The sequence below is a fragment of the Streptococcus sp. 596553 genome (genome assembly GCF_900411395.1).
In the GTDB taxonomy this organism is placed as follows: Bacteria; Bacillota; Bacilli; order Lactobacillales; family Streptococcaceae; genus Streptococcus; species Streptococcus mitis_BA.
The window spans coordinates 117,803-140,822 of record NZ_OXCQ01000006.1; the positions used below are offsets into that span (position 1 = coordinate 117,803).

Genomic DNA, 23,020 nt, shown 5'->3' on the forward strand with positions numbered 1-23,020 from the left:
GGAAAGCACAAAAGCTAATGATGCGAAGTACTACAACGGAAGTGCAGAGAAGAAAGCAGCCTATGATCAAGCAGTATCAGATGGTAAGAAAATCTTAGAAAAAGCTAACGCAACGCAAGCGGAAGTAGATGCAGCAAAACAAGCTATAGAAGATGCCAAAGGCAAATTAGATGGAGCAGAGACCCAGAAAGAGGCTCTAACAACAGCAACATCAACAGACGCAGAAAGTACAAAAGCCAATAATGCGAAGTACTACAACGGAAGTGAAGATAAGAAAGCAGCCTATGATCAAGCAGTATCAGATGGTAAGAAAATCTTAGAAAAAGCTAACGCAACGCAAGCGGAAGTAGATGCAGCAAAACAAGCCATAGAAGATGCCAAAGGCAAATTAGATGGAGCACCAACTGATAAAGAACAATTAATAAACACCACTGACGCATTAAATAGTTTAATTTTAGAAGATTCGACAAAAGGAAAGACCAAAGCGACGATTGATGAGTATAAAAAAGTACAAGAAGAATCAGAGAAAGTTTTAAAAGAAATTAAAAAAGTTATTGATAATGAAAATGCTTCACAGGTTGAGGTTGACAAAGCCTTAGAACTAGCAATTAAGGCAAAAGATGCTTTAGAAATTGCGAAAAAATCATTACTTGATGCTGTAGAAGCTAGAGAAGTAGTTGAAACGACAGCAAATGAAAAAATTGCAAGTATCAAAGCAGATAAAAAACTTTCTGATGAAGAAAAGCAAAAAGCACTTGATACAGTTGAAGCCTTAGAGGAAAAAGCATTAGAAGCAATCGATAGCTCGACAACCCAAGCAGAACTCGATAAAGTTCTCAGAACCTTCTTATACCAAGTTGATCAAGATGCACTTGTAGCTGATCTTCCAGAATTAAACCTTGAAGATGCCCTGAAAGCTTTAATCAATGGAGTAGTGAAAGTTGAACGCGGCACAGCCCTTTCCCAAGCAGATGTGTTAGCGAAATTAGATTTACCAGAAGAAATCTCAGTCCTCAATATGGTATTGCCTGATACGAATACTATCGGTACTAAAATTGCTACAGTGACATTAAGACTAGCGGATGGAAGTGTACAAAAACTTGAAGTTCCAGTTGAAGTGATTTCACCAAACAATCAAGATATGATACCTCCATATAATGGTGGAAACTACGGCCCTTCTGCCGATAACGGAATGACGAACACTCAAGCCAAAGTGAATAAATCCAAGTTAGAAAGTGCTATTCATCAGTTAGATGAGCTAATCGTTCAAGAATCCTCTAAGCTTGATGCAGAAACTGCAAAAGAAGCGAATGCATTATCAGCAGATGCTAAGAAAGTATTTGCTAACGCAGACGCAAGTCAAGCAGAAGTGGATGCAATGGTGAAACGTATCGAAGACTTTATGGCGAAACTTGCTCCAGCAGCTGACCATGTAACTCCAGCTGAGGATCAAAGTGTTCAGACACCAGCTGTAGCTCCAGCTACTGCTCAAGCAGCGAATGCCAACCAAGAAGCATCAGCACAAGCAAATGCGCCTAAAGAATTGCCAAATACAGGTACAGCAGATTCTACTGTAGCTATGGTAGCAGCTGCCGCAAGTGCTTTACTTGGTCTTGGTCTTGCAGGCCGTCGTCGTAAAGAAGACGAAGAAGCTTAATTGGTAGATTGTTTGATAATTATCAGATGATAAGTCCGATTTTCAAAGCTGAAACAAGTACCTCTCATAAGAAAATCTCCTAGCAGGAAAGCCTGCTAGGAGATTTTTGCATGTCAGGAAGTGGACGGCAAACTGTAATCATTCAATAACGAGGCATATTGAAAAATTTCCAGACTCGAGAACTCACTGATAGTTACTAAGCTGGAGATTTCTTATTTGCACTTTTTGTAGGGAGTCAGTCTCGGAGAAATCAGACACTATAATGAACTGAGTCTGGACTAGTACAATATCGCTTCTAAAACATTGTTATAAATTGATTTGGCCTTGCCTTATACTCAATGAAAATCAAAGAGCAAACTAGGAAGCTGGCCGCAGGTTGCTAAAAACACTGTTTTGAGGTTGCAGATGGAAGCTGACGTAGCTTGAAGAGATTTTCGAAGAGTATTAGCTTTCTAAAAAAGTTGAGAAAAGTAGTACCTTTATTTTTAGACAGAGATCAGGATGAGTTTTGAGAAAAAACGTTAAAAAGAGAAAAACCTCTATTGTCAAAAGTATAAGGAACTTGATAATAGGCTTTTTTTCTAAAAATAGTGGGCTTCATTGCTCCTAAAATTTAGTTTGAGAGACTAGCACAGGGTAACAGAGTGACGCCATCACGGTGCTAATAGAGATAAAATAAACAATTGATTTAGGACATTTGTTTGATAGTGGTGATAAAGTTTTAAATCTGCTACATAATTTGTGGAGTTTTTTCTATAATTAGGAGTTTAACCTAATCTGCAAATAGGAGTATACTAATAATGTAATCGTTATCAAAAATCTAAAAAGGAATTTTTAGATGGATATCAAAATAAAAAGGGAGGAAATTATGAATAAGTTTTCAAAAACCTTGAGAGACAACTGGATCTTTCTCTTGATGGTTTTGCCAGGGGCACTCTGGTTGATTCTATTCTTCTACATTCCAGTATTTGGGAACGTGGTTGCCTTCAAAGACTACCACATGACCAGTAATGGTTTCATAGATAGTATCATAAATAGTAAATGGGTCGGACTCGATAATTTCAGATTCTTATTTAGTTCAAGAGACGCCTTTATTATCACACGAAATACGGTTCTCTACAATCTTGGCTTCATCTTTCTAGGTTTAGTTGTATCTGTAGGGATTGCCATTATCCTCAGTGAACTCCGTTCCAAGAGAATGGTGAAGATTTTCCAAACTTCTATGTTGTTCCCTTACTTCTTGTCTTGGGTTATCATCAGTTTCTTTACAGATGCCTTCCTAAATATTGATAAAGGGGTGTTCAATCATTTATTGGAAAGTCTTGGTCTAAAAGAAGTCAACTTCTACGCTGATTTGGGAATTTGGCCTTATCTCCTACTTTTCCTAGGTATTTGGAAAGGTTTTGGATATAGCAGTGTCATGTACTATGCGACAATCATGGGAATTGATCCAACCTACTACGAAGCAGCGACAGTGGACGGAGCCAGCAAATGGCAGCGCATTCGCAATGTAACCATTCCGCAGTTGACACCATTGGTAACTGTATTGACCATCCTTGCAGTCGGAAATATCTTCCGTGCAGACTTCGGTCTTTTCTACCAAATCCCTCACAATGCTGGTCAGCTTTATAACGTAACCAACGTCTTGGACGTATATGTATATAATGGATTGACCCAGACAGCAGATATCGGAATGGCTTCAGCAGCAGGTCTCTACCAATCAGTAGTCGGATTGATTCTGGTGGTTCTATCAAACTTACTTGCAAGACGAGTTGATCCAAACTCAGCCTTGTTCTAGAAAGGAGGAGAATATGGCAGAAAAGAAAATTAAAAAAGAAAAAATTGATAATGTCGGCATTCACTCCTTCAGTAAGAAAGCAGATATCTTCTTCAGTACCATTTCGGGTTTGATTGCCCTCTCTTGTATCCTACCCTTCGTATTCGTTATCATTATTTCAGTGACGGACGAGAAAAGCCTCCTCCAATACGGCTACAGCTTCTTCCCATCCCAATTTGGATTAGACGGTTTTGAGTTCTTGGCGCAGTTTAAGGATAAAATCTTACAGGCCCTCTTCATTTCTGTCTTTGTAACCGTAGTTGGGACATTTACAAATGTCTTTATCACAACAACCTATGCCTACGCTATTTCACGGACAACCTTTAAGTATCGCAGATTTTTTACCATCTTCGTTCTGCTCAGTATGTTGTTCAACGCTGGTTTGGTACCAGGTTATATCATGGTGACCCGTGTGCTTCAGCTTGGGGATACTGTTTGGGCCTTGATTGTGCCAATGCTTCTCTCACCATTCAATATCATCTTGATGCGTTCCTTCTTCAAGAAGACCATTCCAGAAGCCATTCTCGAATCGGCTCGTATCGATGGTGCTAGTGAGGCTCGGATTTTCTTCCAAATCTGTTTGCCATTGTCACTACCAGGTATCGCAACCATCACGCTTTTGACAGCTCTTGGTTTCTGGAATGACTGGTTCAACGCCCTTCTTTACATCAAGAGTGACAACTTGTATCCATTGCAATATTTGCTGATGCAAATCCAGCAAAATATGGACTACATTGCCAAAGCGGTCGGCTTGACTGGTCAACTGGGAGTTGCTCTACCGAAAGAAACAGGTCGTATGGCCATGGTTGTGGTCGCAACCCTTCCAATCGCGATTTTGTATCCATTCTTCCAACGCTACTTTGTAAAAGGTTTGACTATCGGTGGTGTGAAAGAATAGTGCTTGTTGAGAAAGAACATTTCTCAGTTCCCAACTTCCCTTGTGTGAAGTTAATACTCTTCGAAAATCTCTTCAAACCGCGTCAACGTCGCCTTGCCGTATAGATGTTACTGACTTCGTCAGTTCTATCTGCAACCTCAAAACAGTGTTTTGAGCAACCTGCGGCTAGTTTCCTAGTTTGCTCTTTGATTTTCATTGAGTATAAGATCATTACATTGTTTATAAGTTTAAAAATAAAAAAAGGAGTTTTTATCATGAAAAACTGGAAAAAATATGCTTTTGCATCTGCTAGTGTAGTCGCTTTGGCTGCAGGTCTTGCTGCTTGTGGAAATTTGACAGGTAACAGCAAAAAAGCTGCTGATTCAGGTGACAAACCTGTTATCAAAATGTACCAAATCGGTGACAAACCAGACAACTTGGATGAATTGTTAGCAAATGCCAACAAAATCATCGAAGAAAAAGTTGGTGCCAAATTGGATATCCAATACCTTGGCTGGGGTGACTATGGTAAGAAAATGTCAGTTATCACATCATCTGGTGAAAACTATGATATTGCCTTTGCAGATAACTACATTGTAAATGCTCAAAAAGGTGCTTACGCTGACTTGACAGAATTGTACAAAAAAGAAGGTAAAGACCTTTACAAGGCACTTGACCCAGCTTATATCAAGGGTAATACTGTAAATGGTAAGATTTACGCTGTTCCAGTTGCAGCCAACGTTGCATCATCTCAAAACTTTGCCTTCAACGGAACTCTCCTTGCCAAATATGGTATCGATATTTCAGGTGTTACTTCTTACGAAACTCTTGAGCCAGTCTTGAAACAAATTAAAGAAAAAGCTCCAGACGTAGTACCATTTGCAGCTACTAAGAACTTCATCCCTTCTGAGAACTTTGACTACCCAGTAGCAAACGGTCTTCCATTCGTTATCGACCTTGAAGGAGATACTACTAAGATTGTAAACCGTTATGACGTTCCTCGTTTCAAAGAACACTTGAAGACTCTTCACAAATTCTATGAAGCTGGATATATTCCAAAAGACGTAGCAACAAGCGATACTTCATTTGACCTTCAACAAGATACTTGGTTCGTTCGTGAAGAAACAGTAGGACCAGCTGACTACGGTAACAGCTTGCTTTCACGTGTTGCCAACAAAGATATCCAAATCAAATCATTCACTAACTTCATTAAGAAAAACCAAACAACACAAGTTGCTAACTTTGTCATCTCAAACAACTCTAAGAACAAAGAAAAATCAATGGAAGTGTTGAACCTCTTGAATACGAACCCAGAACTTTTGAACGGTCTTGTTTACGGTCCAGAAGGTAAGAACTGGGAAAAAATTGAAGGTAAAGAAAACCGTGTTCGCGTTCTTGATGGCTACAAAGGAAACACTCACATGGGTGGATGGAACACTGGTAACAACTGGATCCTTTACATCAACGAAAACGTTACAGACCAACAAATCGAAAATTCTAAGAAAGAATTGGCTGAAGCTAAAGAATCTCCAGCGCTTGGATTTATCTTCAATACTGACAATGTGAAATCTGAAATCTCAGCTATTTCTAACACAATGCAACAATTTGATACAGCTATCAACACTGGTACTGTAGACCCAGATAAAGCGATTCCAGAATTGATGGAAAAATTGAAATCTGAAGGTGCCTACGATAAAGTATTGAACGAAATGCAAAAACAATACGATGAATTTTTGAAAAACAAAAAATAATCAGCTAAATTGATTTCGTGTATTCATTCCTAACTCCTAAAATAAGAATCACTGCTTTCCTCAGGATTATCTGGGGAAGGCAGTGGTTTTTTGAAAGTTTTTGAAGCCATGTATGCTGAGGAAATGTATAAAGACTATCAAACCTAATTTATTTCAGGTTGTTATAAATACTATCTAAATATGAGTGAATTTCTTGTCGTATAGATTGTAAAGAATGATTTCTAGCTGTATCAATGACACCGAATATTCTGTAATGACTACGGAAAAGTTTATCATAATCAATGTAACTTCCTATGATGATAATGTTGGCAAATTCAGAACGGAGTTGTATATCTTCTATATAAGAATACATTGTATCTGAAGATAAGAACATTGATTTTATGATAAAATAGGTAGTAGTGTTATAGGAATAGATGATACGCCTAGAAGCTATAATTCTCGTTTTTGTTGATAAGTTTTCTTTAATATAAGAATTGATGTCACTTGTGATGATATATCCTAATAATGAAAAATGTAGAATTTGAATTGTATCCATATTTCTCCTCTGGCTCTATCATATCAAAAACATCCGATAGAAGATGTCGAAATCTTAGATTGTATAACTGTTAGCATGAAATGTTGAAAAATAACCATTTATGATAACTCAGATACCTTTTAAGATTTTTTCCATCATAGGATACTAGTTTTGATATGATATAGGAGAGTAAGGAGGAAAAATATGCAAGAATATATTTTAAGCCAAGGCAGAGCAGTTGTTAAAGTGCCTCATTCTAAGGTTTACTATGTGACAACACATCCTACGAAGGCACATGCTGTTATTTTTATTACAGCTGATGGAGTATTTGAGAAGTATATGAGCCTAGCTAGAGTTGAGGAAATGAGTCTGGGGAAATTGTTCAGGTGTCATAGAAAGTTTCTTGTTAACTTATCCAAAGTAATAGGATTGAAGTATGAAACGAAGACCATTTTATTTATGGATGAAAGAGTATCGGATATTATCTGCTCTAGAAGATATTTTAAAACTGTAAAAGAAAGATGGTTAAATACTAAAGGAGACGAGAAATGAATATCTTTATATTAGAGGATGATTTTATACAGCAGACTAGGATGGAAAATCTGGTGTATGATATTTTAGAGAAGAATTGTTGGGAAGTAAAGCACTGTGGTGTTTATGGTAAACCAAATCAATTGTTAGAAGATATGATGGAACGTGGAGGTCATCAACTTTTCTTTTTGGATATTGAAATTAAAAACGATGTTAGAAAAGGGTTAGATATTGCTTTGGAAATCAGAGATAGAGATCCAAATGCAGTCATTGTTTTTGTAACAACTCATTCAGAATTTATGCCTGTTAGTTTTCAATATCAAGTATCAGCTTTAGATTTTATTGATAAGGAATTACCTGAAAGTGCTTTTAGGGAACGTGTGGAAAAAGCAATCGCTTATGTTCACAAGAATAAACATCAACTAATGACTGAAGATTCTTTTGTGTTTACAAATTCTAAAGCACTCGTTCAGGTTCCGTTTTCGGATTTGCTTTATATAGAAACGTCAATGATTCCTCATAAGCTAGTTCTTTATTCTATGAGAGAAAGAATAGAGTTTTATGGTAAAATTTCTGATATATTGAAGCAAGAACCAAGATTGGTTCAGTGTCATCGCTCTTTTATTGTGAATCCTTATAATATCTCTTCAATAGATAAGGAAGAAAAACTAGTCTATTTGAAGAACGGGTCAAGTTGCCTAGTATCTAGGTTAAAAATGAGGGCATTGCTGAATATAGTTAAAGATTTACATGATAGTAAGGAGTAGTAAATGTCTTTTGTGTTAGTATCTTTGAATTTTTACATACTTTTATTTCTTCATGCAAAAATTTATGGCTATCAATTGACTATAAAGAGATCTTTAGAGTTATTGTTTTTCTATTTTTTATTAGAGTTTTTACTTTTAACCTTGATTAAGATGTTCTATATCCCTGTTGTTATTACAGTACTAGATTATCCCATCTTTTTTATTATCTATACATTGTTGTTGGATAAAAAGAAATACAGTCTGCTATCGACACTTTTTTATGCTCTGTTTCCTATCACATTTTGGTCGATCATCTATGATTTTTTTGTTGATTTTATTATTCCTAATTTTGCTAGTTTAACAGACATATATGTTTATTACGATGCTACCATTTTCTCAATTTTAGCAAGTCTCCTATCTTTGCTTATAATAAAAGTTTTTCAGTATGATTTTAGCTATCTAAGAAGTAAAGTGTTGGATAAACATTTAGCTCAAATAATGAGGATTGCTAATGCTGCAATGTTGGGTTATTTTATCTTGGTTCCTTTTATTGGTTATATTAAAAAAATCTTGAACTTATCTATAAATCATTATCAAGGAGCTATAACTGCAATCTATTTCTTTTTATTTATCTATTTTGTCAATATACTGGATAGAAATGTACGTGAGGAATTGCAAAAAGATTTAGTACTTCAAAAAGAGATTCAACTTCAAAATCTTAAGAGCTATAGTAAACAAGTAGAAGGACTTTATCAAGAGGTTAGAAGCTTTAGGCATGATTATGCAAATATCTTAACAAGTTTAAAGATAGGAATAGACCGAAAAGATATTGATTTAGTTGCTCAAATTTATGACAGTGTCTTGAAAGACTCAGGGAAAAATTTAAAAGATACAAAATTTGATGTAGTGAGATTGAGAAATATAGAGGATTTATCCTTGAAGAGTTTATTAATCTCAAAATTATCCGAGGCTCAGAGTTTACTAGTGCCAGTTTCTTTGGAAATAGAAAAACCAATCGTTATCAAAAAGATTGAGGAAATTGATTTTTTAACAGTTGTTTCTATATTGTTAGATAACGCGATAGAGGCCGCTGCAAGCGCCACTGTCGAGGAACCTCTAAGTGTTTGTTTTTTTGAAGATATGAGAAATAATAAGCAAGTTTTAATTATCCAAAATCCGACCCTAGATAGAGAGATTGATGTTACAAAAATATTTGAGAGAGGAATGTCGTCTAAAGGGCAGAATAGAGGAGTTGGTTTGTCTAATGTTAATAGTATTTTGACAAAATACCCAAATATCATTCTAAAAACTACAAGTTCTAATTTTAGATTTAAACAAGTCTTAGAGATAGAAGTATAGGTGGGGATGGGTGACTTGTATCTTCTATAATCTTTTCATGATAAAACGCATAGTATCAGTCATTTTGAAATCTGATATTATGCGTTTTTATAATTCTATAGATTTTTTATGGTTTGAAAGTAGTCCGTAATTTTAATGGTGTTGTTATAGTTTCATATAGCTCTTCCCACAATCCTCCACCTGTAATCTGGTTGAGTTCAGTAGTTGTTAGTTTTTGAAATGAAGTTAGGTTTTGTTTCTTATCCATGTTATGATTCTCCTTTTTGATAAGATAATAAATTAGTTATAGAGTGTTATCTGAAAATTAATCAGAATGTGTTAAAATTTTATCTTTGAAATAATCAAAATATGTTTTCTTTGCAGTTACACTAGTGACGCGACCTTGTAAGCCGTATTGGATGAGTTTACTATCCTCATTAGATAGTTTTGCAAGAGCGGTTAATTTAAAGAGATTTCCTTGCTCTGTTCTGGTAGGAGTTTGATCAATTGTCTGAAGTTGGCCGATGATGGTAATGCCGTGATTTCCAATTTTCTCCAGTTTTAATCTTACAGTTTGTCCTTTATCTAGTAGAGGTAGATAGTCAGAAGATACGTAGTAAGTGATTAGTACTTCTCTTGTATCTGTGATGACAGGGAATATTTGAGCAATTTCTGTACCAGTTGGAATTCTATTTTTACCTTCAAATTCACTGTTTAAGTGAATGATACCTTTACTTGGGGCGGTTAAGGTATTGTTTTCTAAGCGCTGCGTTGCTTGATCTAGTTGTACTTTTAATTCTGTTAATTGATTCTCCACGGTTAGTTGTTGCTGTGAGGCTGTTTGTAAAAATTGAGTACGGAGTACTTCAATTTTGGTTGCTAAACTATTGTCATAAGTTGCTACACTTCCGATACCAGCTTGCTGAATTTTGAGGCTTGCGATAGATGATTCAAGACCTGCAATACTTTGATTAATTTGAGATAAAAATGGCTCCTCTGCAGTTCCTTGTGTTTGTTCTTGTGAGGCTACAAGATAACGATTCAAAATTGACTGGTGCGGATTGCCAGTTGGTAAGCGAGCCCTTTTATTTATGATAGCATCTCTCAGCTCTTGATATTCTCCAATTTGTTGTTGAACTTTTGTGATTTCTTGTTCGATGGCTGATGAACTGCTATTGGCAAGATTAGCTTGATTTGAAACCTCAGTGTTAGTCTTTGTGATACCCAGTTCAATATCATGGGATTGTTTAGTAAAATTCCTAAAGGTATTATGGTAGCCAAATTCATCCTCGCCAGAAAAAAGATCAGTCGCTGTTTCTAAGCTTTGTTTCAAAATTCCAAGTCCTTCTTTTTGCTTCTCAAGTCTTTGTAATTGAGTTTCTAAGGCAGTTTTCTGACTTTCTTCCATTGTTTCAGAGTATTTGATGAGTAAGTCCCCTTTTTCAACTACTTGATTTGCCACTAAATGATTAGCAAGGATAGGATTATCACTGGTTGACTGAATGGATGCAATGACACTTGTAGGGGCGATTTCTCCTTGGGAAGTAACAGTAATTTCTTTTGTGGCAACAAGGGAGAAAATCAAGATGAAAGTAAATAATAATGAAAGAGGTATGATTAACACTGTCGCATAGTTATGGTAACGTCTCTGATAAAACTCGACGCTTCTAAAAAGATTAGGATTCATGACATTCTCCTTATTTATTGAACAGATGATGGTAGAAGCCTTGCGCCTGCATTAACTCTTGATGGCTACCAACTTCAATGATTTTCCCCTGGTCAAGAACAATGACACGGTTAGTTCGTTCGGCTATACTGAGACGATGGGCTACAAAGAGAATGGTTTTATCAGTTAGGGACATAAGATTATCTATAACTTTTTTCTCAGTCAAGACATCAAGACCGCTAGTAGCTTCATCTAGTATTAAAACAGGAGCTTTAGTTAAAAGAGCACGAGCGAGGGCTATTCGTTGCTTTTGTCCTCCTGATAGACCAGCTCCATCAGAGAGCTGAGTTTGATAGCCCATAGGCATTCTTTCAATGTCTTGACGGATTTCAGCTAATTCACAAGCTCTTAGAATATCTTCTTGGCTAATCATATGATTACCGCCCAAAGTTAAGTTTTCCAAGATAGAGCCATTAAAGATATAGGCTTGTTGAGGTAGGTAATTAATATGATGGCGCAAAACTTTTTTATCAATGTTTTTAATATCCTGATGATTGATGGAAATATGTCCTTTGTAAGGTTCAAAGAAATTGACAATCATTTTGGCTAAAGTTGTTTTACCAGAACCACTAACTCCAACTAGGCTAACCTTATCTCCTTGTTTAATCGTGAGATTAATATCTGTTAAGGTATCTCGTCCAAAACCATACTTATAAGAAAGGTCATCAAATTCAATATCGCCCATCAAAAAATATGAATGAACAGGGTTTTCTTGAACTTTAAATTCAGATTCGACTAGATAGACTTCGTTCAAACGGTTATTAGCAACCTTCGCAGATTGGAGTTTGGTTTGGAGGTTGATAATATTTTCCATAGGAGTTGTAAAGTAAGAAAGAAGTGTGTTAAAGGTAATCAGTTGACCGATAGAAATTTTACTCGACATGACTAATTGAGCGCCAAACCATAGGATAAGGATATTCAGAACTAATTTTGTTCCCTGCTTTAAACTCGTTTGTAAAATAGAATACTTACTGAGCTTAAAGGATTTTTCCAAATAATCTACAAATTCGCTGTCTATATTTTGATAGCGATTTTCTTCACTCGTGAGCGACTTTATAGTTTCAATCCCGTTGATATCTTCGATAATGGCAGAGCTAACCATAGAATTACTTTGCATGACATCATGGTTCATTTTTTCGAAAGGCTTCATAAAAGAAAAGATGATGAACATGTATATAGGAATGGAAATAAGAGAAAGAAGGAAGAGATTAGGGTTTTGTGCCAGTAAGACTCCCCCTACAAGAATCAGAATAGAAACATCCAGAAAAAGAGAGAGAATGGTAGAAGCCAAGGCATCTATAATAGAGTTAGCATCTGTGAACCGTGAAATGATTTCTCCTGTACGACGTGTCGCAAAGAAAGACATAGGAAGTTCAAAAATATGGCGAATATAGGATAAAATCACATCAATGCTTAATCTCTGACTCAGAACAGTTAGGAGATAATCTCTGGAGAAGCCCATGACTTGTTGGAGGATATAGGTGATAACCAGACCAACTGAGATGATTCCTAAAGTTGATTTCATCTGATTTGGGATGTATTCATCTAAGATTCCTTGGAGATAATAAGAACCACCGATATTGATAATCGTGACCAATAAGCTTGAGAGAACAATGTAAGCAATGAGAGATTTTTGTTTAAAAATCAGAGGAAGGAAGCTTAGTAGACCATTCTTTTTATCTTTATGGGGTTGATAGCTGGGTTTGGGAGCTAGAAAAATAGCTACTCCAGTCCATTCAGAGAAAAAGCGTTCTTTTGACATTTTAGTGATTTTTACAGAAGGGTCAGGATCACCAATAATCAGATGGTCTTTCTTTGTTTGATAGACAACATAGTAATGTTGGAGTTTTCCTTCTTTGTTAACGTGAACGATAAATGGATAGGGGACATCACTCATGTCAAAGAGCGTTTTATCTGCTTGAACAGGTCTTGTTTCAAAGCCCATTTCATCAGCGGCTTTTACAATGCCAAGAGCAGTCGTTCCTTCTTTATTGGTCTTTGCAAGTTCTCTCAAGTGAGCTAGAGAAAAATCTGAACCATAGAATTTAGCAATCGAGGCTAAGGCAGCAACACCGCAGTCTCTAGCATCTATTTGAGGAACAAATGTACGTTTATAAGAAGTCATTGGCAATTCCTTTCATATAGTAGATAGGTATATTATGCCAAACTTTACTAAAAAACTTCTTGCTAAATCGTAAACGGTATTTATATTGTCATGAACAGTAATTTTTATTAAGTAAGATGAACCATTGATTTTTATAGTTGACGATAGTATATATTAGTTTTGGTCTTTGATAAAATTTATGAAAAACATTTCGTGATGAAAAAAAGACATTTTATGATTTTAAAGAAATGATATCAGTTAATTATGATATATTGATGTTGTCAAGGTTGCAACAGGACAAAAATTAAAAATAAAAAAGGAGTATTTGTCATGGATACAAAAATGATGTCACAATTTTCTGTTATGGATAATGAAATGCTTGCTCGTGTTGAAGGTGGAGATAAAGTAGGGGCTGGAGAAGTTGTTCAAGCATTAGGAATTTGTACAATAGGAGGTGCAGCTCTGGGGAGTGTTATCCCAGTTGTGGGAACTCTTGCCGGAGGGGTTTTAGGAGCACAGTTTTGTACAGCGGCTTGGGGAGCTTTTAGAGCAAGTTAAACTTTTAGCGATATAGTAGATTGGAAATAGTAGTAAAAGGAGGTGATTTATATGAAATACAGATTATTTCTTATTATTTTCTTGAGTAGTGTTTTGGATATTCTTTTAGGTACATTTTTGAAAATCTCGAATGTATCGATTGGGTGGATTGTTCTCTACAGTGGCTTATTTGAAGCAGGAGTTTTCCTTCTTGCTAATAAAGGTTTGGCGGTAAAAATCAAGGAAGCAGACATTCAAAAACGCTTTAAATTTATTTTTGGAAAAACGTTATGGTTTCAAATTCTTTTGCTCATCTTTTTGGCGGTAAAACTTTATCTTGGTTTGGATGAGAGACTGATTTTACTTTATGGAAATATTTTCATTGTCTTTAATGCCTTAGTTTATCTTTTGTCTACTAGCCAAATTAATTTAACAAAGAAAGCGTGAAAAGAATGGAACAATCAGTAAATAATTTTATCATTTTATCCGATGAAAAATTAACAATGATAACAGCTGGTGATAAACAACTTGTAGACAGATTTTTAAGTGGAGTAGGTGGTGCAGTTGAGGGGCTTTCGCTTTGTGCACAGACAATCCCCTTCCCAACTCCGCAGATTTATTTAATTTGTGCAGCTGGTGGGGCGGCAGCTTCAGTTTTATGGCCACATTAGAGGATTTAGTTAGGATATAGAATTATTAATCTGAGTATCTCTTTGCGCTTATACTCTCTATACTGTATAGGAACGTATCATGTATAAACACTTATTTTTTCCATATTCAAAAATCTTAGACTGGTTGACACCCTATATTCTAGTCTTGGCTTCTGACACCATTGCATTTAATGTTTTTGTGCTAACCTTTGTATCTGTAGTGGTTTTTTCTTTTCTGAATCCCATGCTAGCTTTTATAGCTATATTCTTAGGGGCTGGCTATGTTGTCGGGTTTTGGTTATTAAAATGGTTTGTTTTAGAGAGATTGGAGGTAAAGGATGACTTGTAGGAAGGTGTACTTAGTGTTTAAGTGGTTATCTTTATGGTCGTTTTCAATAAAGATTACACCTTGTTTTTGATTTTTAGTATAGTAACGTCAAATGTAGCTCCTTACATTCATTCCTAACTCCTAAAATAAGAATCACTGCTTTCCTCAGGTTGGTCTGGGGAGGGCAGTGGTTTTTTACCTTATTTAGATAATTATCCGAATTAGATGATATAAACAATATTAAAATGATAACAGGTGATTAAAATATTAAAATTTCTTATATCTTTATTAATTTTTATTAAGTAGATTTTTAGAATAAAGTAGCTTATAATAAGAGTGCAATGAAAGCGCTTAACATTGTGAAAATTCATCTTGTTCTGATTTAAGAGATCTATAGATACAAATTTTTAAGCAGTCGTATATAGATGTATGTCATTTACACAGTTCTATATACTTAAAAATTTATACAATGATCAATTTAAACGAGGTAGGTGAAAAAATGATAAAAGTTGTTCTCTATTCTTTTTAGGAACAAGAAATTTTACATGAGGTTATTCAAATGAAAAAAACACCCAATCGATGGTTAATTTTGGCAGCAGCCATTTTAACGAATCTATCTCTAGGTGCTGGTTACGCCTGGTCAGTTTTTCAAAAGGCGCTGCTAGAAACCAATTCTAGTCAAGGATGGGTTCAATCCCAAACTTCTTTGGCCTTTAGTATTTCTTTTGCAATGGTACCTGTTGGTATGATTATTTTCGGTCCTAAGGTTGATTCAGCAGGACCTAAGAAATTTGTATTCCTAGGTGGTATTCTCTTCGGTGCTGGTATGTTTGCTACTGGATTTGCTACTTCTCTTCCAGTCCTTTACCTCACTTACGGGGTTGTCCTAGGACTTGGTATTGGTTCAGCTTATGGAGCATCTACTTCAGTTGCCACTAAGTGGTTCCCAGATAAAAAAGGTTTAGCTGGTGGTTTGACAGCAGCAGGTTTCGGGTTAGGGCCGCTCATTATCGGTCCAGTTGCCAAAGCTTTGATTGCTTCTATGGGTGTTTACTCAACATTCAAAGTATTGGGTATCATTCTTCTAATTGTTATTTGCACTTCTTCATTGGTAATGGAGAAAGCTCCTGCAGCAGCGCCGGTAGCTGGAACAGCTCAACCAGAAGGTAAAACTTACAAAGAAATGCTTCGTGATGGAAATTACTGGCTTCTATGGTTGATTTACGTTCTTGGTGCTACTGGTGGAATGATGATTATCGGTACTGCAGCATCAATTTCTGACCAGTACAAACTTGTAGGAGAAGCTACACTCTTCGTTATGCTGGTATCTATCGCTAATACATTTGGTCGTATCTTCTGGGGTACGGTATCTGATAAGATTGGTCGCTATCCTACCGTTATTGCCATGTTTGGAGCGGTTGCTACTGGTTTGTTGCTCACAGCCTTATTCAAAGGTCCTGGAAGCATCTTGGCCATCCTTGGAATTATGATGGTTGCCTTGTCATTTGGAGGCTTCCTCGGTTCATTCCCAGGAATTACTGCTGAAAACTGGGGAGTTACATACGTAGGGACAAACTATGGATGGATGTTTACTGCTTATGGCGTAGCTGCTATTGCTGGTCCTCAGTTAGGAGCACGTCTTGCACAGGCAAACCAAGGAGATTACACAATGGCCTTCTTTATCGTTATCGGCATGGCTATCCTTGGTATTCTACTCCAACTGTTCTATATGGCTAAAGCTAAAAAAGTTTAAAAATGAATCTTTGGAAAATCCAAGGATTTTTTAAAATATGATTGATACTAAGTGTAGTGTACAAGAAATTTTTTTCTAAATTGAAATATAGCAATTTCCAGTCAAATAAATTGCATTCGTTTTCTTAAGCAGGTATACTAGTATGGATAAATAAAAAATTTAGAAAATTTAAGAATAGAAAAGAGAACAAATCTTATGGCAAAAGATATTCGTGTCTTACTTTACTACCTTTATACTCCAATTGAAAATGCAGAGCAATTTGCTGCAGACCACTTGGCTTTCTGTAAATCGATCGGCCTTAAAGGCCGTATCCTAGTCGCTGACGAGGGAATTAACGGAACAGTTTCAGGTGATTATGAAACAACTCAAAAATACATGGACTACGTTCACAGCCTCCCAGGTATGGAAGACCTCTGGTTCAAGATTGACGAAGAAAATGAACAAGCCTTCAAGAAGATGTTCGTTCGCTACAAGAAAGAAATTGTCCACCTTGGTTTGGAAGACAACGACTTTGACAATGACATTAACCCACTTGAAACAACAGGTGCTTACTTGTCTCCAAAAGAGTTCAAAGAAGCGCTTCTTGATAAAGATACCGTTGTCCTTGACACACGTAACGATTATGAGTACGACCTAGGACATTTCCGTGGGGCTATCCGCCCAGACATCCGCAACTTCCGTGAGTTACCACAATGGGTTCGTGATAACAAGGAAAAATTCATGGACAAGCGTGTCGTGGTTTACTGTACAGGTGGGGTTCGCTGTGAGAAATTCTCAGGCTGGATGGTTCGTGAAGGTTACAAAGATGTTGGCCAATTGCACGGAGGAATCGCAACTTACGGTAAAGACCCAGAAGTTCAAGGTGAGCTTTGGGATGGAAAAATGTACGTCTTTGACGAGCGTATCGCCGTTGATGTCAACCATGTCAACCCAACTATCGTAGGGAAAGACTGGTTTGATGGAACACCATGTGAACGTTATGTCAACTGTGGAAATCCTTTCTGTAACCGTCGTATCTTGACATCAGAAGAAAATGAAGACAAGTACCTTCGTGGATGCTCACACGAGTGCCGTGTTCACCCACGTAACCGCTATGTTTCAGAAAATAAATTGACACAAGCTGAAGTGATCGAGCGCCTAGCCGCTATCGGTGAAAGCTTGGATCAAGCAGCTACTGTATAAGATCAAACAGTCCTCAGGGGCTGTTTTTCTATGCTTTGTACTCAAAAATCTAAAGTTTGTTTCTGTATCTTTCAGGAAAATAAGGTATACTGTATGTAAACGATTTCAAAGGAGTTTAGTTATGGCGAAAACATTTTTTATTCCAAATAAACAGAGCATTTTAGGAGAACAGGAGATTTTGACTGCCAAGTCAATCTTGGCCTTGCTAGATGGTTTGGAGTCACATAGCTATGATGCGGTTTATCTCCGTCAGCCTCTTAACCGTCTTGAGTATATCGAGTGTGCGATAGTGGAGCAATCGCAATTTCTTTTTAAGGTCAGTTATGCTGATGATCAAAAGGCTTACCGTGTTGATCTTCCTGACCTACTAACGAAGACAGACTGGGAGATCATCAAATCATTTTTAGAAGCCCTACTTGCTTATACAGGAACTGAGATTGAAGGACTAGATGGTTTTGATTTTGAAGCTTATTTCCAAGAAAGTATTCAAGCCCATCTGACAGATAATGCAGCTCGTTTTACGATTTGCCAAGGAATTTTTAATCCTATTTTCTTTAGTCATGAGGACTTGAAAAGCTTTTTAGAGGAAGATGGCTTGGCTCAATTTGAAGCGCGTGTACGTGCGGTTCAAGAGACAGATGCCTACTTTGCAAGAGTTTCCTTTTATCAGGATGGAGAAGGACAAATTCACGGTGTTTACCATCTGGCTCAAGGAGTCAAGACAGTGTTACCGAGAGAACCATTTGTTCCTGCAGCCTATATGGAGCAATTGGTGGATAAGGAAGTGCAGTGGGAGATTGATTTGGTTCAAATCACAGGAGATGGCTCTAAACCAGAAGACTATGAGGCTATCGCCCGCTTGGATTATGCAAAATTCCTAGAGTCACTACCATCAGCATCTTACCACCAACTAGATGCCAATCAATTAGAAATTCAACCCATCTTAGACAAAGATTTTAAAGCATTAGCACAAGAAAAGTAAAGCAGAAGCAGGTCAATCGACTTGCTTTTTTGGCATATAAAAAATCCTGCCATGAAAGACAGGATTGAAGTTTAAAGAAAGGCCAAGATACGAAGATAATCTCCAATCAGTGCCACTTCAGCTACAAAGAAGAGGAGGATAATGACTCCGTTCACAAGGACAGACAAGAATAACTGATAGAAGGAGTCGGTTTCACTTGATTGACTAGGTCTTGTAATGATATGAAGGCTAGCAAGCAGAATGATTCCAACACTAATCACACACAAGAGGGCTGTAAATCGTAGGCTGTCAAAGAAGGCAAAGAAACTAGCAATAGCAGTGAGGAAGATTGGAATTGCCAAGAGTTGACTATATTGTTGGAGAATCTTTTCCAGCGTCCAGTCCTTTTCTTGGTAGATAAATCGTCTCACGACGAAACTACCCAAGAGGAATGAAAAGAAGAAGAGTGTTGTCGCTACTAGGATAGAGATGATAGAAAAGAGAGTTAAAGGAGCTAGTTGTTCAGGGAAGTGGCTGTTTATAGTTGCTATATGTCCATAGTAAGCATGTTTGATGTGGTAGATACTAAAGAAAAAGGAAGACGCAGAAAACAGAATGAGCAAGAGAAAGGCTGTGTAGCTGTGTGTGCTACTTGTTTCAAGATTGCTTGTAGGAGATTTGATCGCTTCCACTAGCCAAGACCAAAAATCAAGCGCTTGCTCTTTCCATCTATCCGTAGATTTTGGAGCTTGGTCGGGGATATAGGGACTTTCTAAGGATTGACTGATAAGAAGTGGCTCTTTCGTGGTTGTTTTTTGCTGAGGAAGTGCCTCTTGGCTTTCTTCAGCTATAGTGACTTTTTCGGTTTCACTAGGAAGGTCTGACTCTTCTTCAGTAGAATGGGATGCCTTCTTTTCTTCTATTTCTGTTCTCGCTTCACCGTCTTCAGGCGTTTCAATTTTCTCTTCTTGCTGGCTTTCCAATTCGACTTCAGCTTGAGAAACTTCCTTCTCTAACTGAGTATTTTTTTCAATTGGCGTATCGAGATCGGCTATCGTTTCTTCAGCCTTGTCTGCAACATCTTGGAGTTGTTCATCAGGCTTGTTCTTGCTTGTTGTTTTTACAAAATCATTACTTTCAAACCATTCTTGTTTCATGGTAGAACCTCCTTTTTAGTGGGTTATGTGTCATAGTGGTCGATATAAATAGGTTTATTAAGGTCTGTTAGCTGTAGTTTCAAGACTAATATAATCATCAGCCTTAGCGATGAGTTGACCTTTTGCATCAGTTTTTTCAGTTTTGTAAGGGTTGCTTAATTCGTTGGGGTGGCGTTGACTCTCATCTCTCGATAACTGATAAATAGGACCATGGTGACTCGAGAGGTCTAAGTTAATTTCTTGGCTTTCTTTTTGAGTTAGCATGATACTGAGCGCATTTTTAGAAGATAGTTCTACTTTACCATATACTTTAATATTTTCAGCGTGGAAGTGCTTCTCTGTTGACTCTAGCTGACTATCTGTAAGGTCTGTATCAAAGATATTGACGATATTAGGGGTTGTGAGTTTACTGTTTTTGATACGACTTCCTTCAATTCGGAGGAGATAGCCATTTGTATTGAGAGTTGCATTTTCAAGACTAGCATTTATGATGGTGGTTTGTCTGCGATTGGCTGAGATGTTGATTCCTTTTAGGCTTCTTCCTTTTGGAACTTGGAGAATAACTTCATCAAAACGACTAGAGTAGCTGCTTGCGATATGGAGAATCCCGCCAATTCCAGAAGAGAGAAACGGACTTTCAGACAGTTTCTTATCAGTGAGGCTTAGCGTTTTATCGTTTTGATTTGTGACAAGATCATGGTTAGCAGAAATAGATGGATGATAAGAAATGTGAATTTGATCATCGAAAGAGTCTGTGATGGTCAGCGCGTGTTGGTAGAGCGTAATCTCTAGGTTTTCGACTTCCTTGCCAAAGGTCAGTTCTTCCGTACGGCTATCATAGACAGGCTCTTTGGACATGGAAAGTAGGCTCTTGATTCCGTCAGATTGGATACCTACAAAAAGCAGGATAAAGCCGATAACGGTAGTCACCACACCAAAAATGAGAAATCCTTTTGTCAATTTACGCATGCTGGTCACCTCTCTTTCCTTTTTTAAGAACAAATTGCACCAGGCGAACAATGAGTAGGCCGAAGAAGCGGGCTACATAGGAAATACCTAGTAAGACTAGTGAAGAAGCACCGATAGCCAGTAAACCAGAACCAAAAATCAAGATAAAGGCTGATTTAGCTTGGGCGAGGACAGTGAAACTTTCAACTAAAAATAGGAATCCGCCAATGATACCAAGTATGGAAATCGCAAAGAAAGCTAGAATGACAGTCAAGGCTGCCACAAAGATTGCGAACAGGGACACGAGGATGGCGATTCCCAGAGGAATACCGATGGGGGCTGCAAGGAGGGCTAACAAGGCGATATGCAAAATTTGTCGGTTATTTTTTTGAGCGGGTGCCTCATTGATTTTTTTATCGAGAAGATTGGAGAGGACTTCGTGAGCTGCTTCCTTAGGAGTTCCCAAGCTAGCGATGAGTTCTTCTTCTCCCTCGACTCCAGCATCGTCAAAGAGTTCCCTGAAATAGTCCATGGCTTCAATTTGGTCAGTCTGAGGCAGTTTTTTGAGATAAAGTTCTAGCTGAGTCAGGTATTCAGTTCTTGTCATGGCGGATACTCCCTTCTATGATGCCATTGATGGTGTCTGTATAGAGTGTCCATTCATCTTTTAGGGTCAAGAGTTGCTCTATACCACCATTTGTCAAGGAGTAGTATTTGCGCATGCGACCTTGGAACTCTCTAGAATAGGTTGTCAGAAAGCTATTGCCTTCCAATTTTTTGAGAATGGGATAGAGTGTAGATTCTTTGATATTAGCGATCAGCTTAATGGTCTGGCTAATCTCATAACCATAAGAATCATCCTGCTCCAGTACAGCCAAGATGAGAAATTCAATCAAGGCAGAGGATGTTGGAAAGTACATGGGGAACCTCCTTTTCTAATGTGTAATATTTTTATATATAATTTTTCTATACATACATTGTACATCTAAAAGAAAGCCCTGTCAAGAGAAATGTGTAAAATTTTTATATATAAAAAACTCCTAGGAAAAACTAGAAGTTTAGAGGATTTTATCAGCTCTGTCCACAGTAAAGAGGGCTACAGTCATCAGGATATCCACCAGCAAGAGGGCAGCAACAGCTGGCACCCAAGAGTGGAAAAGGTCAAAACTGTAACCAAAGAGGGTTGGCCCAAAGGCTGCTAGGATATAGCCTCCTGTTTGAGATAGGCCGGACAATTGGGCTGTCTTTTCAGGAGCGCTTGTCTTGAGTGAAAAGTTGACCATGAGATAAGGGAAGAGGGCGCTGGTTGCGGTTCCGATGAGGAGATGGATGGCAAGCCAGTAAAAGAAATTACTAACAGGGAAAAAGAGCATGGAAATACCGACCACACCAGCTAGTGAGACCAGAGTGAGCATGAGCTGACGGTTGTGAGTTGACAAGCTGGTTGTCAGGCTTGGGATGGTCATTGAAAAAGGAATACTAATCAGAGAGAAGATAGAGGTCAGCAAGCCAGCTTCGTGACTGGATAGGCCTGCATGGATAGCCATGGTAGGTAACCAAGTCATAGCAGTGTAAAAGAGCAAGGATTGAAAACCTGCAAAGACAATAACTGCCCAGACCTGTTTATTACGCAAGACCTTTGTTTGACTTTTTTGTTTGGTTTGTGGAGCCAGTCTGTGATTATAGCGGTGATTTGGCAACCAGACCAAAAAAGTTGCTAGGCAGAGCAGGGTGAGGAGGATGATAAGGCATTTCCAAGAGCTGGCTTGTGTAATGGGCACGGCTAGATAGGAGGCCAGAGCCGTTGCAATCCCCATAGAGGTTACATATAAGGTGGTCAGAAAACCAATTTTCTTTGGTTGATTGGCTTGGATAAGACTAGGAAGCAGCACATTGATGACTGCGATACTTGCCCCAACCATCAAGGTTCCTAGATAGAGCAGGGGCAGATTGATTAGTCGAATGAGAGAACCGATGGTCAAGAAGAAAAGGCTGTAGGTGAAGAGATGCTCCAAGCCGATTTTCTGAGCCAGTCGGGTAGAAAAGAGCGAGAAGAGGGTAAACATAAGGAGAGGAAGGCTGGTCAAGACACCAAGCGAACTAACTTCTACTCCCAGGCCTTGCGAAATATCTCCCAAAATAATGGGTAAAACAGTAAAAGGAGTCCGCAAGGAAACACCAATCAGGATAATACCTGGAACAAAAAAGAGTGATTGCTTTTTCATAATAATACCTCTTCTAGCTGATTTTAATAACAGCTTATTTTAAGGCTTTTTCACTATAATGTCAAGTAAGGGGTAAATTCCCAAACTAAGTTCCACCGCTAGTAGAAGTGGAAGTTAATCTGATAAAAATTGTAAAAACCAGTGGAAATCCATGTCAGGGTAAGTTCCACTGGTTTTACTAATGCTTGATTTTATTGC

Annotated in this window: 23 protein-coding genes and 1 pseudogene; 15 read left to right on the forward strand and 9 right to left on the reverse strand. The window is 37.6% G+C overall.

Going from position 1 to position 23,020, the window contains the following annotated elements; all coding sequences use genetic code 11:
• Positions 1–64: 64 nt before the first annotated feature.
• The 5 genes and pseudogenes from DSY56_RS12390 to DSY56_RS07395 all read left to right on the forward strand — a co-directional run.
• Positions 65–784 (forward strand): annotated as a pseudogene (locus tag DSY56_RS12390) (hypothetical protein); the annotation flags it as partial.
• Between the two features lie 150 nt (positions 785–934).
• Positions 935–1,657: an LPXTG cell wall anchor domain-containing protein gene (locus DSY56_RS12395; protein WP_234990561.1), complete on the forward strand. Its 723-nt coding sequence runs from the start codon at positions 935–937 to the stop codon at positions 1,655–1,657.
• A gap of 868 nt (positions 1,658–2,525) precedes the next feature.
• A complete protein-coding gene (locus DSY56_RS07385) occupies positions 2,526–3,455 on the forward strand; it encodes an ABC transporter permease (protein WP_007284784.1) in 930 nt (309 codons plus the stop codon).
• Positions 3,456–3,468: 13 nt separating this feature from the next.
• On the forward strand, positions 3,469–4,392 hold the full coding sequence (locus DSY56_RS07390; RefSeq protein WP_000818350.1) for a carbohydrate ABC transporter permease: 924 nt from the start codon (positions 3,469–3,471) through the stop codon (positions 4,390–4,392).
• Positions 4,393–4,646: 254 nt separating this feature from the next.
• Positions 4,647–6,122 carry an ABC transporter substrate-binding protein gene (locus DSY56_RS07395; RefSeq protein WP_112444766.1) on the forward strand — a complete coding sequence of 492 codons (1,476 nt, stop codon included), beginning with the start codon at positions 4,647–4,649 and terminating at the stop codon, positions 6,120–6,122.
• Positions 6,123–6,270: 148 nt separating this feature from the next.
• On the opposite strand, the gene DSY56_RS12400 is transcribed toward DSY56_RS07395, so the two are convergent.
• Complete coding sequence (locus DSY56_RS12400; protein ID WP_234990562.1) at positions 6,271–6,657, reverse strand: hypothetical protein; 387 nt, start codon at positions 6,655–6,657, stop codon at positions 6,271–6,273.
• Between the two features lie 183 nt (positions 6,658–6,840).
• On the opposite strand from DSY56_RS12400, the gene DSY56_RS07405 reads away from it, so the two are divergent.
• From DSY56_RS07405 to DSY56_RS07415, 3 genes are read left to right on the forward strand one after another with little or no spacing between them, the layout of a single operon-like run.
• A complete protein-coding gene (locus DSY56_RS07405; protein WP_112444768.1) occupies positions 6,841–7,188 on the forward strand; it encodes a LytTR family DNA-binding domain-containing protein in 348 nt (115 codons plus the stop codon).
• Positions 7,185–7,934, forward strand: a complete 750-nt coding sequence (locus DSY56_RS07410; protein ID WP_112444770.1) for a response regulator transcription factor — start codon at positions 7,185–7,187, stop codon at positions 7,932–7,934. Before DSY56_RS07405 ends, DSY56_RS07410 begins: the two co-directional genes overlap by 4 nt.
• A 3-nt stretch (positions 7,935–7,937) precedes the next feature.
• On the forward strand, positions 7,938–9,272 hold the full coding sequence (locus tag DSY56_RS07415) for a sensor histidine kinase (RefSeq protein ID WP_112444772.1): 1,335 nt from the start codon (positions 7,938–7,940) through the stop codon (positions 9,270–9,272).
• 106 nt (positions 9,273–9,378) lie between these two features.
• Here the strand turns inward: DSY56_RS07415 and blpC are convergent, their stop codons facing one another.
• From blpC to blpA, 3 genes are read right to left on the reverse strand one after another with little or no spacing between them, the layout of a single operon-like run.
• The gene (gene blpC, locus DSY56_RS07420) at positions 9,379–9,519 is read right to left on the reverse strand and encodes a quorum-sensing system pheromone BlpC (RefSeq protein ID WP_112444774.1); all 141 of its coding nucleotides are present in this window, start codon (positions 9,517–9,519) and stop codon (positions 9,379–9,381) included.
• A 57-nt stretch (positions 9,520–9,576) separates the two neighbouring features.
• Positions 9,577–10,938: a peptide export ABC transport accessory protein BlpB gene (gene blpB, locus DSY56_RS07425; protein WP_112444776.1), complete on the reverse strand. Its 1,362-nt coding sequence runs from the start codon at positions 10,936–10,938 to the stop codon at positions 9,577–9,579.
• 10 nt (positions 10,939–10,948) lie between these two features.
• Positions 10,949–13,102 (reverse strand): peptide cleavage/export ABC transporter BlpA, encoded by a 2,154-nt coding sequence (blpA, locus tag DSY56_RS07430; RefSeq protein ID WP_112444778.1) that lies wholly within the window; start codon positions 13,100–13,102, stop codon positions 10,949–10,951.
• Positions 13,103–13,411: 309 nt separating this feature from the next.
• Between blpA and DSY56_RS07435 the strand changes: the two genes are divergently transcribed.
• From DSY56_RS07435 to DSY56_RS07465, 7 genes are all read left to right on the forward strand, one after another.
• Positions 13,412–13,639 (forward strand): Blp family class II bacteriocin, encoded by a 228-nt coding sequence (locus DSY56_RS07435; RefSeq protein WP_112444780.1) that lies wholly within the window; start codon positions 13,412–13,414, stop codon positions 13,637–13,639.
• Positions 13,640–13,690: 51 nt separating this feature from the next.
• Positions 13,691–14,065, forward strand: a complete 375-nt coding sequence (locus DSY56_RS07440) for an immunity protein (protein WP_112444782.1) — start codon at positions 13,691–13,693, stop codon at positions 14,063–14,065.
• Positions 14,066–14,070: 5 nt separating this feature from the next.
• The gene (locus DSY56_RS07445) at positions 14,071–14,289 is read left to right on the forward strand and encodes a hypothetical protein (protein ID WP_112444784.1); all 219 of its coding nucleotides are present in this window, start codon (positions 14,071–14,073) and stop codon (positions 14,287–14,289) included.
• Positions 14,290–14,368: 79 nt separating this feature from the next.
• On the forward strand, positions 14,369–14,617 hold the full coding sequence (gene blpZ / locus DSY56_RS07450) for an immunity protein BlpZ (RefSeq protein ID WP_112444786.1): 249 nt from the start codon (positions 14,369–14,371) through the stop codon (positions 14,615–14,617).
• 538 nt (positions 14,618–15,155) lie between these two features.
• The gene (locus DSY56_RS07455; protein ID WP_112444788.1) at positions 15,156–16,349 is read left to right on the forward strand and encodes an L-lactate MFS transporter; all 1,194 of its coding nucleotides are present in this window, start codon (positions 15,156–15,158) and stop codon (positions 16,347–16,349) included.
• A gap of 195 nt (positions 16,350–16,544) precedes the next feature.
• On the forward strand, positions 16,545–17,531 hold the full coding sequence (gene trhO, locus DSY56_RS07460) for an oxygen-dependent tRNA uridine(34) hydroxylase TrhO (protein ID WP_112444790.1): 987 nt from the start codon (positions 16,545–16,547) through the stop codon (positions 17,529–17,531).
• Between the two features lie 121 nt (positions 17,532–17,652).
• Positions 17,653–18,513, forward strand: a complete 861-nt coding sequence (locus DSY56_RS07465; RefSeq protein WP_112444792.1) for a DUF4299 family protein — start codon at positions 17,653–17,655, stop codon at positions 18,511–18,513.
• Positions 18,514–18,584: 71 nt separating this feature from the next.
• On the opposite strand, the gene DSY56_RS07470 is transcribed toward DSY56_RS07465, so the two are convergent.
• The 5 genes from DSY56_RS07470 to DSY56_RS07490 all read right to left on the reverse strand — a co-directional run bounded on the left by DSY56_RS07470 (position 18,585) and on the right by DSY56_RS07490 (position 22,822).
• The gene (locus tag DSY56_RS07470) at positions 18,585–19,649 is read right to left on the reverse strand and encodes a DUF6574 domain-containing protein (RefSeq protein WP_112444794.1); all 1,065 of its coding nucleotides are present in this window, start codon (positions 19,647–19,649) and stop codon (positions 18,585–18,587) included.
• 57 nt (positions 19,650–19,706) lie between these two features.
• Positions 19,707–20,618 carry a DUF4097 family beta strand repeat-containing protein gene (locus DSY56_RS07475; protein WP_112444796.1) on the reverse strand — a complete coding sequence of 304 codons (912 nt, stop codon included), beginning with the start codon at positions 20,616–20,618 and terminating at the stop codon, positions 19,707–19,709.
• Entirely contained in the window at positions 20,611–21,204 is a 594-nt protein-coding gene (locus DSY56_RS07480) for a DUF1700 domain-containing protein (protein WP_112444798.1), read from the reverse strand. The genes DSY56_RS07475 and DSY56_RS07480 overlap by 8 nt, the downstream gene beginning before the upstream one ends.
• Entirely contained in the window at positions 21,191–21,517 is a 327-nt protein-coding gene (locus DSY56_RS07485) for a PadR family transcriptional regulator (RefSeq protein WP_000273857.1), read from the reverse strand. Before DSY56_RS07485 ends, DSY56_RS07480 begins: the two co-directional genes overlap by 14 nt.
• Before the next feature lie 138 nt (positions 21,518–21,655).
• Entirely contained in the window at positions 21,656–22,822 is a 1,167-nt protein-coding gene (locus DSY56_RS07490; protein ID WP_112444800.1) for a CynX/NimT family MFS transporter, read from the reverse strand.
• Between the last annotated feature and the right edge of the window lie 198 nt (positions 22,823–23,020).